Raw genomic sequence first — 17,016 nt, 5'->3', positions numbered from 1 at the left:
TCGATGCTGCGCATCGCCCCGGAACGACGGAGCAAACAGTTAGGGCCTGACGCGCGGCTTGATGCCCTGCTCCTCGCCGGCGCGCTGCTCGGCGGTGCGCGCCCGCTGATAGCCCTCGCGCTGCTGCAATCGCGCCCAATAGGCCGCTACATTCGGCCCGAAATCCCTGACGAGCCCGAGCGTGTCGGCGAGTCGCAGCGCATAGCCGATCACAATGTCCGCCGCCGTGAATCGGCCGCCGCTCAAGAACGCGGCATTGGCAGTGGCTGCCTCCACCGCACGCAGCCGGCCCAGGAACCATTTGGCATAGTCGGTCGCCACCTGCGCCGAGCGCCGCTCCTCCGGCTCGAGCTGAGTGTATCGCAATACCAGCGTCTGCGGAAACGTCAGCGTCGCATCGGAGAAATACATCCAGTTCAGGAACGCACCGTAGTCGGCCTCCTCAGGTCCGACCATCAGCGGCGTCGGGCCGTGCTTCACGCCGAGATAGTGGCAGATGCCGGAGGACTCCGTCATCTTCGTCGCGCCGTCGACCATGAACGGGATGGTGCCGAGCGGATTGATCGCGAGATACTCCTTGGCCAGCACCCGCGGCGGGAACGGCAGCATCTTCAACTCGTAGTCAGCCCCAAGCTCCTCCAGCATCCACAGCGGGCGGAACGAGCGGGCACCGTCGCAATGATACAGCGTGATCATCAGGCGTTCCCCGCTTTGCCGGTGCCCGGCAACGTGCCCATCATCTTGCACAGGATGGTCAGCATCACTTCATCCGCGCCGCCGCCGATCGAGCTGAGGCGCGAATCGCGATAGGCGCGGCTGACCGGCGTCTCGTTCATGAAGCCCATGCCGCCCCAATATTGCAGGCAGGCATCGGTCAGCTCGCGCCCGAGCCGGCCGGTCTTGAGCTTCACCATGGTCGCGAGCCGCGTCACGTCCTCGCCCGCGATCATCGCCTCGGCGGCCTGATAGGTCAGCGCGCGCAGCAGCTCGACCTCGGTCTGCATCTCCGCGAGCTTGAAGTGGACGACCTGGTTGTCGAGGATCGAGCGGCCGAACGCCTTGCGGTTGCGGGTGTACTCGATGGTCGCATTGATGATGCTCTCATGCGCCTTCAGGCAGGCCGCACCGGCCCACAGCCGCTCCTCCTGGAACTGCATCATCTGGTAGGTGAAGCCCTGCCCTTCCTCGCCGACGCGGTTGCGCTTGGGCACCCGGACATTGTCGAAGAAGATCTGCGCGGTGTCGGACGAGCGCATGCCCATCTTGTCGAGCTTGCGCGCGACCTGCACGCCTTTGCTCTTCATGGGAACGCAGATCAGCGACTTGTTGCGATGAACCGGGCCATCGCTGGTGTTGGCGAGCAGGCAGATGAAATCCGCCTGCGTGCCGTTGGTGATCCACATCTTGCCGCCATTGATGACGTAGTCGTCGCCGTCGGCACGCGCCTGGGTCTTGATCGAGGCGACGTCGGAGCCAGCACCCGGCTCGGAGACGCCGATGCAGGCGACGTAGTCGCCGGAGATCGCCGGCGCCAGGAATTCCTTGCGTACATCGTCGGAGCCGAACCGCGCCAGCGCAGGCGTCGCCATGTCGGTCTGCACCCCGATCGCCATCGGGATCGCGCCGCAATTGATGGCGCCGAGTTCTTCGGCCATCATCAGCGCGTAGGAATAATCCAGCCCCTGACCGCCATATTCGACCGGCTTGTTGAGACCGAGAAAGCCGAGGCTGCCGAGCTTCTTGAACAGCTCATGCGCCGGAAAGATGCCGGCCTCCTCCCATTCGTCGACATGGGGATTGATCTCGGCAGCAATGAACTTCTGCAGGATGCGGCGCGGTTCGTCGTGGTCGGCGGTGAAGAGCATTTCATTCCTCTCGTCATTCCGGAGTGAGGCCGGCAGACCTCAGGATGCATCCGGGGCCTCATGGTTCGAGACGCGCCAAGGGGCGCTCCTCACCATGAGGGTCTGCTGCTCGCTACAAAAACATCCTCGTCCTGAGGAGCCCGCCGAAGGCGGGCGTCTCGAAGGACAGCCACAATCGGCGCAACTAACTCCGTAGGCGACTGGTGCAAGACTGTCACAATCCCATCTGCCGGCTGGCCAGATCCTTCATGATCTCCTCGGTGCCGCCGCCGATCGCGTTGACCTTGACCTCGCGATAGATCCGCTCAACGCGAACGCCGCGCATGAAGCCGGCGCCGCCGAAGATCTGCACGGCCTCGGAGGCGCAATGGGCCATGGTCTGCGTCGCCTGATTCTTCATCATGCAGATCTCGGCGACGGGATTGTCGCCCTGTTCGAGCCGCCACGCCAGCATTTCCAGCATCGCCTGCGACGCCGCCACGCGCTGCGCCATGTCGACCAGCTTGTGCCTGATCACCTGATGCTGCGCCAGCGGCTTGCCGAAGGTCTGCCGCTCCTTCGCGTAGGCAATCGCATCGTCGAGGCAGACGCGGGCGAACGCCGTGCAGCTCGCCGCCATGCCCATGCGCTCGCTGTTGAAATTGTGCATGATCAGCTTGAAGCCCTGCCCTTCTTCGCCGATCAGGTTCTCCGCGGGAACGCGGCAACCGTCGAAGTGCAAGGTCGCGGTATCCGACGCCCACCAGCCCATCTTGTCGAGCTTGGTGCGGGTCAGTCCCGGCGTATCCCCGGGCACGAGCAGCAGGCTGACACCGGCCGGACCGGGTCCGCCGGTGCGCACGGCGACGGTGATGTAGTCGGCGCGCATGCCTGAGGTGATGAACGTCTTCTCGCCGCTGACGACGTAGTGATCACCGTCGCGGATCGCCTTGGTGCGGAGATTGGCGACATCCGAGCCGCCGCTCGGCTCGGTGATCGCGAGCGCCGAAATCTTCCGTCCCGACAGAATCTCCGGCAGCACCCGCGCTCTCACCTCCGGCTTCGCGGCGCGCGCGATCGGCGGTGCTCCGATCGAATGGCTCATCAGGCTGGCGCTGACGCCGCCGGCACCCGCCCGCGCCAATTCCTGCGATGACACGATCTTCATGAACTGGTCGGCGGCCACGCCGCCGAATTCTTCCGCGAAGCCCAAGCCCAGCAGGCCGATCTCCGCCGCCTTGACGTAGAGCGCGCGCGGAAACTCGCCGGCTTCGTCCCACGCGCTCGCGAATGGCGCGATCTCCTTGTCGACGAAGCGCCTGACGACGTCGCGGAAGGCCTCGTGCTCGGCCGTGTAGAACGGGCTTTTCGTCATGGCGGTGCCGGCATCATCCTGCTTCGTGCGCGCGAGAAGATGCGCCGGATGCGACGGTATCAACTTGCGTCGAGTGGCTGGCCAGCAAAATCAACTGCCGGCTCGGCTGATGGTCCCCGCGGCTTCCCGGGGCCAGCGCCTGGACGCAAGACAGTGCATTGCACACATCTGCCCACTCGGTTCCGATGAGCGACCGTGCAAGGTCGCCGCTGCCACAAGGCCAAGAAGCAGACCAACGACAAGAAACGGCAATCACAAAAATCAACCCAGAGGAAGCCCAGGGAATGTCGCCGATCACGACCAGGACTCTGCTGTCATTTGCGGCCGCCGCCGCCCTCTCCGTCCTCGCGAGCCACGGCGCGCTTGCACAGAAGAAATACGACACCGGCGCCACCGATACCGAGATCAGGATCGGCAACGTCGAGGCCTATAGCGGCCCGGCATCGGCCTACGGCATCATCGGCAAGACCGAGGAAGCCTATTTCAAGATGATCAACGACCAGGGCGGCATCAACGGCCGCAGGATCAACTTCATTTCCTATGACGACGGCTACAGCCCGCCGAAGACGGTCGAGCAGGTGCGCAAGCTGATCGAGAGCGACGAAGTGTTCCTGGTGTTCAACGCGCTGGGCACGCCGACCCAGACCGCTGTGCAGAAATATCACAACGCCAAGAGGGTGCCGCAGCTGTTCCTCGCCACCGGCGCCAGCAAGTGGAACGATCCGAAGGAATTCCCGTGGACCATGGGCTTCCAGCCCAGCTACCGCGTCGAGGCGCGGATCTTCGCCAAGTACATCCTGAAAGAGAAGCCGAACGCGAAGATCGCGATCTTCTATGCCAACGACGATTTCGGCAAGGACTACGTCCTCGGCATCAAGGAGGTGCTCGGCGACAAGGCCAAGACCATGATCGTCGCCGAGGAGAGCTACGAGACCACCGAGCCGTCGATCGACTCCCACATCGTGAAGCTCAAGGGCACCGGCGCCGACGTGTTCGTCAACATCTCGACGCCGAAATTCGCCGCGCAGGCGATCAAGAAGATCGCCGAGCTGGAATGGAAGCCGATGCACGTCATGACCGACGTCTCGATCTCGATCGGCGCCGTGATGAAGCCCGCCGGACTCGAAGCCTCCGAAGGCGTGCTGTCCGCCGGCTATCTCAAGGATCCGTCGGATCCGCAGTGGAAGGACGACGAGGGCATGAAGAAGTTCATGGCCTTCATCGAGAAGTACATGCCGGGCGCCAACATCTCCGACGCCAACCTGGCGTACGGCTATGCGGCGGCGCAGACCTTGGTGCAGACCCTGACCCAGTGCGGCGACAATCTGACCCGCGACAACGTCATGAAGCAGGCCGCCAGCCTGAAGGACTATGCGCCTGATACGCTGATCCCCGGCATCAAGGTCAACACCGGTCCCAATGATTTCGCCCCGATCGAGCAGCTCAAGATGATGCAGTTCAAGGGCGGCAAGTGGGACCTGTTCGGCGACATCATCAGCGCTGATGTCGGGGGGTAGACGGAAAGGCGATAGCGCTGCGCGTCAGGCTTCGCATGCGGCGTGACCACGCCGATCATTGAAGCTCCATCTCTCGCGACGACGACAGCCGGCTCCCCTCCCCCTTGCGGGGAGGGGTTGGGGGTGGGGGTCTCCGCACTCCGAACGAGGTGGAGCGCGCCAGACCATCTCGACCAGGCTAGCACGCTCTCGATGTTACCCCCATCACTCCGGACACGACTCGCGGACCCCCACCCCCGACCCCTCGCCGCAAGGGGGAGGGGAGTCGACCGACGTCGCGGCTCGACTTTCGATAAAAATAATTATCTTGCTATTTTTCCGAATCCATGATCATCTCCGCCCATCCCGCCTCACCGCAGAGGGGCGTAGCGCGCGATCGTCACGACACGCGAGGTGGGGATGCGATGGCCGCGGTCTGCCGCAGCGTGTCTTCGGGCGCGCCGACGAACGGTTTGACCGTGGACGTGAAGTCGCAGCGTCCTGATACCCCGACGCTGGTATCAACTCACGATGAAGCTTCGCTTCGCGTGGGGATGGTGGCCAACAAGCCCGGCGCACCAGGGAGACTGCGTATAAGCGTGAAGACCGTCGCGCAGGGAATGCCGGATGATCGGCACCACCTGTGGTACCTGCCGCCTGCATTTTTTTCGCAGGCGGGCCATGGGTGAGGCCTTCACCCGGCATTCCCTGCGCCCTCTGCACCTTCAGAGGGACGCGATGATCGCAGACCTCGGGCGAGTTTCGCCGCGAGAACGCGCTTTCGCGTCCATGCTGTTTGAGATGTGAATCCGATCTCACCTCCGCCTCGTCGCGTAGTTTGGGCAAAGCAGCCGCTCCGCAGGGCGGTCCCGTGCCCACCGTCTTTCGGTGCACTCGGAGCGAATGGTGGGCACGGCGCGCGATAGAGCGGAGCTTGCAACGCGAGCAGTACGGGCGCGCCTTTGCCCACCCTACGCAGCTCATTCGTGACTCCGTTGTCGTCCCGGACAAGCCGCGACGCGCGCCAGCGCGGCACGGCGCCGATCCGGGACCCATACGCTGCGGCGGACATGAGGCGCGAGCTGCTCATGATCAGCCTGCCCCGCACTGCTCCCTGTGGTCATGGATCCCGGCGTTCGCCGGGATGACAGCGGTGGTGTCGAGGCGATGCCGCCTCCCATAGACTCCGTCATTGCGAGCGAAGCGAAGCAATCCAGGGCTCAGCGTGCGACTCTGGATTGCTTCGTCGCTTCGCTCCTCGCAATGACGGTGGTTAGTTGTGTGTCCAACAAGTCACGGCACGCCTTGCGCGAACAGGGCGAACGGCTCCTCCACCGTCTTGCGCAGATGCTCGCGATACGACGCATAGTGCCGATCATCCGCACCAAGCCTCCCGAAGCTTGGCTCATCCACATTGCGCAACGGCAGCAGCGCGATCGGTGCGGCGATCGGGGTCAGCAGCGAGCCGCGGCCGGCGAGGAGCGTCGTGATGATGCCGTACATCTCGCCGGTGATGGTGGGACGCGACACCGTGATCAGCCGGTGCTGGCCGTGGCGGTTGGTGACGAGGTAGACGAAGCCGGACTGGTTGGGCACCGCGACCTCGCCGAACTGCGTGAACGCGGCATCGAGCCGCGCGCCCTCGCGAAACACCAAGGACGAGGCGGCATCGTCCCAGACGATGTCGGTGCGATAGGCGTAGATCGCCTCCCTGTCCCCGAACGAAGGGCGCAAGGTGACATAGGTGCCCTCGATCCACTCCACCGCGCGCCGCGAATAGGAGCCGAGACTGTCGGGCGCGATGCCGCCGCTCGGCGCCTGCGGCGCGGCCGGGGTGCCCGCCGGCTTGCGCAGGGACATGCCGAGCGCCTGCTCCAGCCGGACGATGGTGGCGAGCGTGAACGGACGGCGGCCGCCGAGCGCCTTTTCGAGGGTCGACAGGCTGAGCTTGGCCTGCTCCGCCAGCGTCTGTCGCGACATTCGCCGCCGGGCGATCTCCTCGCGGATCGTCTCCGCGACCTGCCGGCTCTGCTCGTCGGAAAGCTCGTTGTCAGGTATCGACATCCTGTCCCCTGCCCTGTGGCGCCGCGTCCTTTTAGCAGACGGACAAATCAGCACAAACCCGCACAGCAGCGTCCGCGCCGGGTGGCCAGCGGACGCACCAGGGCGGACCGCGGCCGAACAAGACCGAGCATTCCGCTCGCGACATCGGCTCACCGCGCCCAGTCTCGGCAGGCCGAAATTCTTCGTTGCGGAGTCCCTGATGAGCGACACGATCGACTATGATATTCGCAGCAGCGCCCATCCGGTCCGGTCCTGGATCGTGACCATGCTGCTGTTCCTGCTGCTGCAGGCCGCCGCCGTGCTGCTGGTCGGCTTCACGGCGCTGTTTCTCAGCCTCACGCCGGGCTGGTCGGCGGAAGGCCCGCTGGCACCACTGACCAAGCCGAGCGAGGCCCGGTCCGGCGCGCTGCTGTTCAAGACCGACGCGGGCTTTAGCGAGGCGCCGCGGCTCGGCATCGATGTCGACATCGTCGTCTCCGGCCCGACGGCGCGGGCGCGCGTGACGCAGCTGTTCAGGAACACGACCTCGCAATGGATGGAGGCGGTCTATGTCTATCCGCTGCCGCCGGACAGCGCGGTCGATACGCTGAAGATGATCGTCGGCGACCGCGTCGTGGTCGGCGACATCAAGCCGCGCCAGCAGGCCAAGGTGATCTACGAGCAGGCCAAGCGCGAGGGCAGGACGGCCGCGCTGACCGAGCAGGAGCGGCCGAACATCTTCACCAACTCGCTCGCCAATATCGGCCCCGGCGAGACCGTGGTGGTGCAGATCGAGTATCAGCAGCCGGTGGCCCAGGCGGCCGGCGAATTCTCGCTGCGGGTGCCGCTGGTGGTCGCACCGCGCTACAATCCGGCGCCGCTCGTGCAGAGCGTCGATCTGCGCCCTGACAGCAATGGCTGGGGCGCGGCGAGCAATGATCCCGTACCGGACCGCGATCGCATCTCGCCTGAGGTGCTCGATCCGGCCAAGACTGATCCGATCAATCCGACCAGGATCACGGTGCGGCTGCAGGCCGGCTTTGCGCTCGGCGAGGTCAAGAGCCATCATCACCAGGTCACGATCGACAGCCCCGACGCAAAGACGCGCGTCGTGACCCTCGCCGAAGGCGTAGTGCCGGCCGATCGCGATTTCGAGCTGACCTGGAAGCCTGCGGCTGCGGCGATGCCGTCGGTCGGGCTGTTCCACGAGCAGGTCGGCGATGCCGACTATCTGCTCGCCTTCGTCACACCGCCCGCGGTGGCGCCGACAGCGCAGCGGCCGCAGCCGCGCGACGTCATCTTCGTGATCGACAATTCCGGCTCGATGGGCGGCACCTCGATCCGGCAAGCCAAGGCCAGCCTGCTCTATGCGCTGGGACGACTGCAGCCCAATGACCGCTTCAACGTGATCCGCTTTGACGACACCATGACCGTGCTGTTTCCATCCTCGGTGCCGGCCGATGTCGAGCATGTCGGCAGCGCGACCAGCTTCGTCAGTTCGCTCGAGGCACGTGGCGGCACCGAGATGGTGCCGGCGATGCGCGCGGCGCTGACCGATGACGGCAGCGACTCGGACCGCGTGCGCCAGGTGGTGTTCCTGACCGACGGCGCCATCGGCAACGAGCAGCAGCTGTTCGAGACCATCACGGCGATGCGCGGCCGCTCGCGCATCTTCATGGTCGGCATCGGCTCGGCGCCGAACACCTATCTGATGACGCGCGCCTCAGAGCTCGGACGCGGCGCCTTCACCCATATCGGCTCGGTCGAGCAGGTCGAGGAGCGCATGCGCGACCTGTTCGCCAAGCTGGAAAATCCGGTCGTCACCGGGCTCAGCGCGAGCTTCTCGGAAGCCTCAGTGGATCTCACGCCCGCCGTGCTGCCGGACGTCTATCGCAACGAGCCGCTGGTGCTGGCGGCGAAGCTCGATCGTCTCGCGGGATCGCTGCAGCTCAAGGGCCGGATCGGCGATCAGCCGTGGACCATCACGCTGCCGCTGGCCGGCGCCGCCGAAGGCAAGGGCCTTTCAAAACTGTGGGCGCGGCGCAAGATCGGCGATGCAGAGGTGGCGAAGACAATGCGGCAGATGACGCCGGAGGAATCCGACGGCGCCATTCTCAAGCTGGCCCTGGAGCATCGACTGGTGACGCGCCTGACCAGCCTCGTCGCCGTCGACAAGACGCCGCGACGTCCCGACGGCGAGCCGCTCAAGCTCGCCGAGCTGCCGATCAACCTGCCCGCCGGCTGGGACTTCGAGAAGGTGTTCGGCGAGCGTGGCCGTCTGCCGGCGGTGCAGAAGGAGCGGCGCGCCGGCGCGGACGACGAGGTGCAACTTGCCGCGCTGAAGCGCCCGGTGGTGCCGGCGGCGCCCGCGACCATCACCTTGCCGAAGACGGCGACCGATGCGGAGCTCAGCATGCTGCTCGGACTTGGCGTGCTGATGCTCGAACTGATCTGGCTCGTCGCGATCAGGCGACGGGCTGCCAACTAACCAACGCAGTCATTGCGAGGAGCGAAGCGACAAAGCAATCCAGGGACCACACGACGGCTCTGGATTGCTTCGCTTCGCTCGCAATGACGAGAGGAGAGACAATGCCCCGCGTCCCCATCCCCCTTTCGATCGCCTTGGTCGGCCTCACCCTGCTCGGACACGGCGCTCTGATCCACGCCAAGGCGATGGTCGCGCAGCTGCTGCTCGATCGTGCCTTCTCTCAGACCATCGCTACGGGACATCCGGTCAAGCCATGGTCCTGGGCCGACACCGTTCCGGTGGCGCGCATCGAGGTGGAGCGCCTCGGCATCTCCACCATCGCGCTGGCCGGCTCCAGCGGCCAGGCGCTCGCCTTTGGCGCAGGCCATGTCGAAGGCAGCGCCGAGCCTGGCGAGCCGGGCATCGCCGTCTACTCGGCGCATCGCGACACGCATTTCCGCTTCCTGCGCGACGTCAGGATCGGCGATGCGATCGACATCGTCAGGCGCGACGGCAAGGCCTTCCGCTACCGGGCCGATGCCGCACGGGTCGTCCGCTTCGATGCCTCTGGCATCGATCCCGCGACCGACCGCGCCGAGCTGGTGCTGTCGACCTGCTGGCCGTTCGATGCGCTGACCGAGGGCCCGGAGCGCTACGTGCTGCATGCCACGCTGATCCCCGCCCCATGAACGAGGCGCAGACCATGGCCGCCCTTGGGAACCAGGCGTCGAATGACCATTTGTCACCCTGTTGCCCGCGTGAGATGATCCCACGCGGGCGGCACGGTCCATCACTGAAGCGCTTTCGACATGCATTCCCAGGTTCAATATCTGCCGATCACGCCGGTTTTCTTCGCCATCCTGGTGCTGGCGTTCGGCGTCCTGATCGTCCTGATTCAGCTCGGCATCCTGCGCTACGCCTACATGAAGCTCGGCGTCAGCTCGGGCACCGCGATGCTGCTGCTGTTCGGCTCGCTGATCGGCAGCTATTTCAACATTCCGATCACGGTGCTGCCCGGACAGGTCGCGCGCTCCGGCGAGATCATCGACTTTTTCGGCATGCAATATGTCGTGCCGCTGGTGCATCAATGGCCCGGCACCGTGCTGGCGGTGAATGTCGGCGGCGCGATCATCCCGACGATCATGTCGACCTATCTCGTGCTGCGCTATCAGCTGTGGCTGCGCGCGGCGATCGCCGTGCTGGTGATTGCCGTGATCATCCACGCGATGGCGACACCAGTGCAGGGTGTCGGCATCGCCGTGCCGGTGTTCGCGCCGATCGTCGTCACTGCAATTCTCGCTTTCCTGCTGTCACGCGAATACGCCGCGCCGCTGGCCTATATCGGCGGCTCGATGGGGACGCTGGTCGGCGCCGACCTGATGAACCTCGACAAGATCGGCAGCCTCGGCGCACCCGTGGCCTCGATCGGCGGTGCAGGAACCTTCGACGGTATCTTCCTGACCGGCATTCTCGCGGTGCTGCTGGCGGGCCTCGCCGCACCGTCCCGGCCAGGGCTGGCGCGCTGACCTTTCAACCGCGGCGCATAACGGCTAAATTCGAGCGGAGGCAGCGGCGGACACCGAATGCGCGCGATCAATCTCATTGTGGGAACCCTGACGATCGCGGCCGTTGCGGCCGGGATCAGTACCCTGCTGATCAAGCAGAAAAGCCGTATCGCCCAGCAGCGCAGCACGATGCGCGTGGTGTTCGACGGCGGCTCGGCGGCGGGCCTGCGCAAGGGCGGTCCGGTCAATTTCGACGGCGTGCAGGCCGGGCAGATCCTGTCGATCAATCTCGAAAGTCCGCGCAAGATCGTCGCCATGATCACGCTCGACAATTCCGCCCCGATCCGCAAGGACACCACGGCCGGCATCGAGTTCCAGGGCCTCACCGGCATTGCCGCGATCTCGCTGGTCGGCGGCGCACCGACAGCGCCGCCGGTGCCGCTCGATCGCGATGGCGTTCCGGTGCTGACAGCGGACCTGAAGGACCAGGAGACGATGGTCGAGACGGTCCACAACATCGACAAATACGTCGTCAGCAATGCGCCGGCGATCAAAGACGCGCTGCAGAGCTTCGAGGCCGAGACGGCCTCGCTGAAGGACAAGACGGCGGCGGTCGACGCGGCGATCGAGAAGGCCGAGGACATCTTCAAGGGCTTCGACAGCCTCGTGACCAAGATCGACGGCGCCATTCCCGGATTCGCGGACGGCAATCCCGGACAGCTGTTCGATCAGATCAAGTCGATGCGCGAGCTCGTCGACAGCTTCAGGCGCAAATCCGCCAAGGTGATCGACGACAGCCGCAAGACGCTGGTCGACATCAGCGACGGCGCCAATGCGATGACCGCGAAGTTCGGCGGCCCGCCGGCAGGACCCGGACCACGCCGCGTGCCGGCATCGCGCTGAGGGCGGGCTCACCGCCCCCTCGCGTTCGTTCAGTGGCTGATCATCCACGGTCGCGCCGTCGGAAAGCCCTTGGCGCCGCTCTTACTCTTGGTCATCAGCCGCGGCGATTTCTTCGGCGAGCAGCAGCCGCAGCCCGCAGCATGCTTGGCCTTGTACTCGGCCACCGTCTGCGGCGCGTGGCGGCTGCGCTCGTTGGTGGCGTGCGCCGTGCGCCGCTCCGCCGGCATGCAGGCGAAGGCGGGCGCGGTGAGGATCACCCGCGGCGCCATCTCAGCGCATTGCGGACAGACCTGCGGATCATCACATTCGGCCATCGGCCTGAAGTCAGTGAACGGACCGCAAGCATCACAGAGATATTCATAGACCGGCATGGTCGTCTCCTGCGCAACAATGGTCTCCCGTCCGCGCGGCGGATGCGGGGCGGCCGATACGCCACCGTCCCGCATCCCGTCGCGCAGGGAGAGGGGTTATTTGTCCGGCGAGATCGGCATCTGGATGTCGCCCGTGATGTGCTTGATCGGGCCTGCCGACGACGGCATCACGTCGAAGTCGAAGATCTCGGTCGGCAGCCACAAGGTGGCGCAGGCATTGGGCACGTCGACCACGCCGGAGATGTGGCCCTGCACCGGCGCGGTGCCGAGGATCGAATAGGCCTGGGCGCCGGAGTAGCCGAACTTCTTCAGATACTCGATGGCGTTGAGGCAGGCCTGGCGATAGGCGATGTGGACGTCGAGATAATGCTGCTTGCCGGCCTCGTCGACCGAGATGCCCTCGAAGATCAGGTAGTCGCGATAGTTCGGCGTGATCGGCGACGGCTTGAAGATCGGGTTCTTGATGCCGTATTTGGCCACGCCGTCCTTGATGATGTCGACCTTGATGTGCAGCCAGCCGGCCATCTCGATGGCGCCGCAGAAGGTGATCTCGCCGTCGCCCTGGCTGAAGTGCAGATCGCCCATCGAGAGGCCGCCGCCGGGCACGTAGACCGGGAAGTAGATCTTCGAGCCGCGCGACAGGTCCTTGATGTCGCAATTGCCGCCATGCTCGCGCGGCGGCACGGTGCGGGCGCCCTCGGCGCCGATCTTGGCCTTGACGTCGCCCTTGGCCTGGCCGGCATGCGCGGTCGGCGCGAACGGCGGATTGGCGAGACCCGGCACGCGGGTCGGGTTGGTCGCGATCAGCGCCGTCTCGCGCTCGTTCCAGGTCGCGAGCAGCTTCGGATCCGGCAGACAGCCGATCAGGCCGGGATGGATCAGGCCTGCGAAGTTGACGCCGGGAACGTGACGCGACGAGGTGTAGAGGCCCTTGATGTCCCAGATCGACTTCTGCGCCAGCGGGAAATGGTCGGTCAGGAAGCCGCCGCCATTCTGCTTGGAGAAGAAGCCGTTGAAGCCCCACAGGCTCTCCTTGAGCGGACCGACGTCGAGCAGGTCGACCACCAGCAGGTCGCCGGGCTCCGCGCCCTTGACGCCGATCGGGCCGGACAGGAAGTGCACGATCGACAGATCGATGTCGCGCACATCGTCGGCGGAGTCGTTGTTCTTGATGAAGCCGCCGGTCCAATCATAGGTCTCGATGATGAAATCATCGCCGGGATTGACCCACTCCACCATCGGAATGTCCGGGTGCCAGCGGTTGTGCACCTTGTCGTTCTCGTAGGCCGATTTCGTGAGATCGACCTTGATCAGTGTGTCAGGCATCAGAAGCTCCCCTTTTTCCTTGCTTGGGCGGAGTGGTTAGACCGACAGATATTTGGACACCTGCGCCGCATCGACCTGATCGCGCGGATCGTCGCGGACGATCTCGCCGTTCTCGATCACCAGCACGCGGTCGGCGATGTCGAGCGCAAAGCTCAGCACCTGCTCGGAGACGACGATCGACAGCCCCTTCTCGTCGCGGATGCGCTTCAGCGTGCGCGCCATGTCCTTGATGATCGAGGGCTGAATGCCCTCGGTCGGCTCGTCGAGCAGCAGCACCTTCGGCTTGGTCGCAAGCGCGCGCGCGATCGCGAGCTGCTGCTGCTGGCCGCCAGAGAGGTTGCCGCCGCGGCGGCCCTTCATCTCCAGCAGCACCGGGAACAGCTCATAGATGTCGCCGGGCACCTCGGACTCGCCGGAGACGACGAGGCCGGTCTCGATGTTCTCCTTGACCGTCATGGTCGAGAAGATCATGCGGCCCTGCGGGACATAGGCGAGGCCCTTGGCGACACGCTCGTAGCTCTTCAGGCCCGACAACTCGGTGCCGTTCATATCGATGGAGCCGCTCTTTGACGGCAGGATGCCCATCAGCGACTTCATCAGCGTGGTCTTGCCCATGCCGTTGCGCCCCATGATCGCAACGATCTCGTTGGGCGCGACCTTGACGTTGAGGCCATGCAGCACCTCGCTCTGGCCATAGGCGACATGGAGATCGGAGATTGCCAACATCGATTCTGCTCCTGCTCAATGCCCCAGATAGACTTCAACGACCTTGGGGTCGTTCTTGACCCGCTCCATCGTGCCTTCGGAGAGGATCTGTCCCTGGTGCAGCACGGTGACCTTGTGGGCGATGTCCTCGACGAACTTCATGTCGTGCTCGATCACCAGCACCGAGCGGTCCTTGATGATGCGGTTGAGCAGCTCGGCGGTCTTGGCGCGCTCGCTGACGCTCATGCCGGCGACGGGCTCGTCGAGCATCAGGAGGTCCGGGTTCTGGATCAGCAGCATGCCGATCTCGAGCCACTGCTTCTGGCCGTGGCTGAGCTCGGCCGCCGAGGTCTTGAGGCGATCCTTGAGGAAGATCATTTCGGCGACCTCCTCGACGCGGTCCTTGACGACAGCGTCGCGCTTGAAGGTCAGCGAGCCGAACACGGTGCGGCCGCGCGGGAACGAGATCTCGAGATTCTCGAAAACGCTGAGATCCTCGAACACCGACGGCGTCTGGAATTTGCGCCCCACACCCGCCTTGACGATCTCGTTCTCGCGCAGCCTGGTCAGCTCCTTGCCGCGGAACTGGATCGAGCCGGAGGTCGCTTTGGTCTTGCCGCAGATCAGGTCGAGCACGGTGGTCTTGCCGGCGCCGTTGGGGCCGATGATGACGCGGATCTCGTTCTCCTCGACGTAGAAGGAGAGATCGTTGACTGCCTTGAAGCCGTCGAAGGAGACGGTGAGCGCTTCGACCGCGAGCAGGAATTCCTTGGGCTGATGACCGATGAGCATCGCTGTGTCCTCACTCTGCGGGGGCGCCGTCGGCGACCAGGCCGCCATTGCTCGGTTTCTTGGTACGCGAGGCCAGCAGCCGATCGATGCGCGGCTGCACATAGTCGCCCCAGATGCCGGCAAGGCCGTTCGGGAAGGCGAGCACGACGGCGATGAACAGCGCCCCCAGGCCGAACAGCCAGAGCTGTGGGAACGTCTCCGACAGGCTGGTCTTGGCGAAGTTGACGAGGATCGTGCCGTAGACCGCGCCGAAAATGGAGAGCCGGCCGCCGACCGCGGTGTAGATCACCATTTCGATCGACGGCACGATGCCGACGAAGGACGGCGACATGAAGCCAACCTCGAGCGTGAACAGCGCGCCGCCGACAGCTGCGAAGACCGCGGCTGCGCAGAAGGCGAAGATCTTGAAGTTGGCGACGCTGTAGCCCGAGAAACGCACCCGGTCCTCCTGCTCACGCATCGCCACCAGGATGCGGCCGAGCTTGGTCAGGCGAATGAACTGCGCCACCAGGATCGCAGCGAACAGGAAGAGCACCTCGACGAAATAGAGGATGTACTTGGCGTGATCGGTGCGGATGTCCCAGCCGTGCAAAGTGCGCAGGTCGGTGATGCCGTTGATGCCGCCGGTGTAGCCCTGCTGACCGACGATCAGGATGGTCATGATCGCCGCGATCGCCTGGGTGATGATGGCGAAATAGACGCCGCCGACGCGGCGCTTGAACATCGCGGCGCCGATGATGAAGGCGAAGACCGCGGGCACCAGGATGATCGCGGCGAGCGCAAACGGGAAGCTCTGGAACGGCTTCCAGAAGAAGGGCAGCTGGGTCAGCTGATTCCAATCCATGAAGTCGGGAATGCCCGGCGTCGACTGGATCTTGGTATTCGCAACGCTGGAGGCTTCCAGCTTCAGGAACATCGCCATGCAGTAGCCGCCGAGGCCGAAGAACACGCCCTGCCCGAGGCTGAGAATGCCGCCATAACCCCAGCACAGCACCAAGCCGATGGCGACAAAGGAGTACGTCAGATACTTCGCGACCAGGTTGAGGCGGAAGATGTCGAGCGCCAGCGGCAGGATGACGACCAGCAAGAGCAGCAAGGAGACGAAGCCGATGAGCTCCGATCGGTTGAAGAAGCGCGAGTTGATCATGGCCATGCTTTCTTGTTTGACTATCGGAGCTGGCTCACTTGCGGACCTTGAGGGCAAACAGTCCCTGGGGGCGCAGCATCAGGATCGCGACGATCGCAAGCAGCGTGAGCACCTTGGCCATCGAGCCGGACAGGAAGAACTCCATGGTCGACTGCGCCTGGGAGATGGTGAAGGCCGAAGCGATGGTGCCGAGCAGGCTGGCCGCGCCGCCAAACACAACGACCAGGAAGGTGTCGACGATGTAGAGCTGGCCGGCGGTCGGACCAGTCGAGCCGATCATGGTGAAAGCGGAGCCGGCGACGCCGGCGATACCGCAGCCGAGACCGAACGTGTAGCGGTCGACCTTCTCGGTATTAATGCCAACGGCACCGGCCATCACGCGGTTCTGCACGACGGCGCGGACCTGCTTGCCCCAGCGCGACAGGAAGAGGACATAGGCAACCACGATCGTGATCAGGATGGTCAGGCACATCACGAACATGCCGTTGATCGGGATCTGGATGGCGTCGGTCACCTGCCAGGAGCCCATCATCCAGTCCGGCAGCTCGACGCCGACCTCGCGCGCGCCGAACACCGAGCGATAGGCCTGCTGCAGGATCAGGCTGAGTCCCCAGGTGGCGAGCAGCGTGTCGAGAGGCCGCTTGTACAGCCGGCGTATCATGGCCCATTCGACCAGCATCCCGAGCGAGCCGGAGGCGATGAAGGCAAGCGCCATGGCGACAAAGAAGTAGCCGGGGAACAGAGCGGGGAGAAAATGCTGGAAGGCGTTCGAGGTCATCCAGGTGACGTAGGCGCCGAGGATCATGAACTCGCCATGCGCCATGTTGATGACGCCCATCTGGCCGAAGATGATGGCAAGCCCCAGCGCCATCAGCACGTAGACCGAAAACAGGATGAGGCCCGCGAAGCCCTGCATCGCGAAGATGGCCCCGAGGTCGCCGATGGAATAGTCACCGAACATGATCCGTCCTCTCGTGCGTGATGCTCGTTCTGAACGCGCAATGGTTTGCGGAGGGAGTGCCGCAGCTGAGGTCGTTCCCTC

General features: G+C 64.7%; 16 protein-coding genes. 6 read left to right on the top strand and 10 right to left on the bottom strand.

Annotated elements, in window-relative coordinates; genetic code table 11:
* Positions 1-39 precede the first annotated feature (39 nt).
* From S58_RS02925 to S58_RS02915, 3 genes are all read right to left on the bottom strand, one after another.
* On the bottom strand, positions 40-696 hold the full coding sequence (locus tag S58_RS02925; RefSeq protein WP_015663745.1) for a glutathione S-transferase family protein: 657 nt from the start codon (positions 694-696) through the stop codon (positions 40-42).
* Positions 696-1,865 (bottom strand): acyl-CoA dehydrogenase family protein, encoded by a 1,170-nt coding sequence (locus tag S58_RS02920; protein WP_015663744.1) that lies wholly within the window; start codon positions 1,863-1,865, stop codon positions 696-698. Before S58_RS02920 ends, S58_RS02925 begins: the two co-directional genes overlap by 1 nt.
* Positions 1,866-2,079: 214 nt before the next feature.
* A complete protein-coding gene (locus S58_RS02915) occupies positions 2,080-3,219 on the bottom strand; it encodes an acyl-CoA dehydrogenase family protein (RefSeq protein ID WP_015663743.1) in 1,140 nt (379 codons plus the stop codon).
* 284 nt (positions 3,220-3,503) lie between these two features.
* Between S58_RS02915 and S58_RS02910 the strand changes: the two genes are divergently transcribed.
* Both S58_RS02910 and S58_RS36080 read left to right on the top strand, forming a co-directional pair.
* The gene (locus S58_RS02910; protein WP_015663742.1) at positions 3,504-4,736 is read left to right on the top strand and encodes an ABC transporter substrate-binding protein; all 1,233 of its coding nucleotides are present in this window, start codon (positions 3,504-3,506) and stop codon (positions 4,734-4,736) included.
* A 404-nt stretch (positions 4,737-5,140) separates the two neighbouring features.
* A complete protein-coding gene (locus tag S58_RS36080) occupies positions 5,141-5,404 on the top strand; it encodes a hypothetical protein (RefSeq protein WP_083938460.1) in 264 nt (87 codons plus the stop codon).
* 604 nt (positions 5,405-6,008) lie between these two features.
* On the opposite strand, the gene S58_RS02905 is transcribed toward S58_RS36080, so the two are convergent.
* On the bottom strand, positions 6,009-6,779 hold the full coding sequence (locus tag S58_RS02905; protein WP_015663741.1) for a helix-turn-helix domain-containing protein: 771 nt from the start codon (positions 6,777-6,779) through the stop codon (positions 6,009-6,011).
* 199 nt (positions 6,780-6,978) lie between these two features.
* Here S58_RS02905 and S58_RS02900 point away from each other — a divergent pair, with 199 nt between their 5' ends.
* From S58_RS02900 to S58_RS02885, 4 genes are all read left to right on the top strand, one after another.
* Positions 6,979-9,246: a marine proteobacterial sortase target protein gene (locus S58_RS02900; protein WP_015663740.1), complete on the top strand. Its 2,268-nt coding sequence runs from the start codon at positions 6,979-6,981 to the stop codon at positions 9,244-9,246.
* 101 nt (positions 9,247-9,347) lie between these two features.
* Positions 9,348-9,914, top strand: a complete 567-nt coding sequence (locus S58_RS02895) for a class GN sortase (protein ID WP_015663739.1) — start codon at positions 9,348-9,350, stop codon at positions 9,912-9,914.
* Positions 9,915-10,034: 120 nt separating this feature from the next.
* Positions 10,035-10,751: a DUF1614 domain-containing protein gene (locus tag S58_RS02890; protein ID WP_015663738.1), complete on the top strand. Its 717-nt coding sequence runs from the start codon at positions 10,035-10,037 to the stop codon at positions 10,749-10,751.
* 57 nt (positions 10,752-10,808) lie between these two features.
* Positions 10,809-11,633 carry an MlaD family protein gene (locus S58_RS02885; protein WP_015663737.1) on the top strand — a complete coding sequence of 275 codons (825 nt, stop codon included), beginning with the start codon at positions 10,809-10,811 and terminating at the stop codon, positions 11,631-11,633.
* Between the two features lie 29 nt (positions 11,634-11,662).
* Here S58_RS02885 and S58_RS02880 read toward each other — a convergent pair whose 3' ends face one another.
* The 6 genes from S58_RS02880 to urtB all read right to left on the bottom strand — a co-directional run bounded on the left by S58_RS02880 (position 11,663) and on the right by urtB (position 16,935).
* Positions 11,663-12,004 (bottom strand): FmdB family zinc ribbon protein, encoded by a 342-nt coding sequence (locus S58_RS02880; protein WP_015663736.1) that lies wholly within the window; start codon positions 12,002-12,004, stop codon positions 11,663-11,665.
* 96 nt (positions 12,005-12,100) lie between these two features.
* Positions 12,101-13,330 carry a formamidase gene (gene fmdA / locus S58_RS02875; RefSeq protein ID WP_015663735.1) on the bottom strand — a complete coding sequence of 410 codons (1,230 nt, stop codon included), beginning with the start codon at positions 13,328-13,330 and terminating at the stop codon, positions 12,101-12,103.
* Positions 13,331-13,366: 36 nt separating this feature from the next.
* Positions 13,367-14,056 carry an urea ABC transporter ATP-binding subunit UrtE gene (gene urtE, locus S58_RS02870; protein WP_015663734.1) on the bottom strand — a complete coding sequence of 230 codons (690 nt, stop codon included), beginning with the start codon at positions 14,054-14,056 and terminating at the stop codon, positions 13,367-13,369.
* Positions 14,057-14,071: 15 nt separating this feature from the next.
* The gene (gene urtD / locus S58_RS02865; RefSeq protein ID WP_015663733.1) at positions 14,072-14,827 is read right to left on the bottom strand and encodes an urea ABC transporter ATP-binding protein UrtD; all 756 of its coding nucleotides are present in this window, start codon (positions 14,825-14,827) and stop codon (positions 14,072-14,074) included.
* A 10-nt stretch (positions 14,828-14,837) separates the two neighbouring features.
* Positions 14,838-15,974 carry an urea ABC transporter permease subunit UrtC gene (gene urtC, locus S58_RS02860; protein WP_015663732.1) on the bottom strand — a complete coding sequence of 379 codons (1,137 nt, stop codon included), beginning with the start codon at positions 15,972-15,974 and terminating at the stop codon, positions 14,838-14,840.
* 34 nt (positions 15,975-16,008) lie between these two features.
* Positions 16,009-16,935, bottom strand: a complete 927-nt coding sequence (gene urtB, locus S58_RS02855) for an urea ABC transporter permease subunit UrtB (protein ID WP_015663731.1) — start codon at positions 16,933-16,935, stop codon at positions 16,009-16,011.
* Positions 16,936-17,016: the final 81 nt, after the last annotated feature.

This window comes from Bradyrhizobium oligotrophicum S58, from assembly GCF_000344805.1.
Classification (GTDB): Bacteria; Pseudomonadota; Alphaproteobacteria; order Rhizobiales; family Xanthobacteraceae; genus Bradyrhizobium; species Bradyrhizobium oligotrophicum.
Note: the sequence above shows the minus strand (reverse complement) of the source record. Positions and strands in the feature narration are given on the sequence as shown.

Coding starts and splice junctions, on each gene's coding strand:
- S58_RS02925 (WP_015663745.1), bottom strand. CDS start 696: ATGATCACGCTGTATCATTGCGACGGTGCCCGCTCGTTCCGCCCGCTG.
- urtE (WP_015663734.1), bottom strand. CDS start 14,056: ATGTTGGCAATCTCCGATCTCCATGTCGCCTATGGCCAGAGCGAGGTG.
- S58_RS02905 (WP_015663741.1), bottom strand. CDS start 6,779: ATGTCGATACCTGACAACGAGCTTTCCGACGAGCAGAGCCGGCAGGTC.
- S58_RS02890 (WP_015663738.1), top strand. CDS start 10,035: ATGCATTCCCAGGTTCAATATCTGCCGATCACGCCGGTTTTCTTCGCC.
- S58_RS02900 (WP_015663740.1), top strand. CDS start 6,979: ATGAGCGACACGATCGACTATGATATTCGCAGCAGCGCCCATCCGGTC.
- S58_RS36080 (WP_083938460.1), top strand. CDS start 5,141: ATGGCCGCGGTCTGCCGCAGCGTGTCTTCGGGCGCGCCGACGAACGGT.
- S58_RS02915 (WP_015663743.1), bottom strand. CDS start 3,219: ATGACGAAAAGCCCGTTCTACACGGCCGAGCACGAGGCCTTCCGCGAC.
- urtC (WP_015663732.1), bottom strand. CDS start 15,974: ATGATCAACTCGCGCTTCTTCAACCGATCGGAGCTCATCGGCTTCGTC.
- fmdA (WP_015663735.1), bottom strand. CDS start 13,330: ATGCCTGACACACTGATCAAGGTCGATCTCACGAAATCGGCCTACGAG.
- S58_RS02920 (WP_015663744.1), bottom strand. CDS start 1,865: ATGCTCTTCACCGCCGACCACGACGAACCGCGCCGCATCCTGCAGAAG.
- S58_RS02895 (WP_015663739.1), top strand. CDS start 9,348: ATGCCCCGCGTCCCCATCCCCCTTTCGATCGCCTTGGTCGGCCTCACC.
- urtD (WP_015663733.1), bottom strand. CDS start 14,827: ATGCTCATCGGTCATCAGCCCAAGGAATTCCTGCTCGCGGTCGAAGCG.
- S58_RS02885 (WP_015663737.1), top strand. CDS start 10,809: ATGCGCGCGATCAATCTCATTGTGGGAACCCTGACGATCGCGGCCGTT.
- S58_RS02880 (WP_015663736.1), bottom strand. CDS start 12,004: ATGCCGGTCTATGAATATCTCTGTGATGCTTGCGGTCCGTTCACTGAC.
- urtB (WP_015663731.1), bottom strand. CDS start 16,935: ATGTTCGGTGACTATTCCATCGGCGACCTCGGGGCCATCTTCGCGATG.
- S58_RS02910 (WP_015663742.1), top strand. CDS start 3,504: ATGTCGCCGATCACGACCAGGACTCTGCTGTCATTTGCGGCCGCCGCC.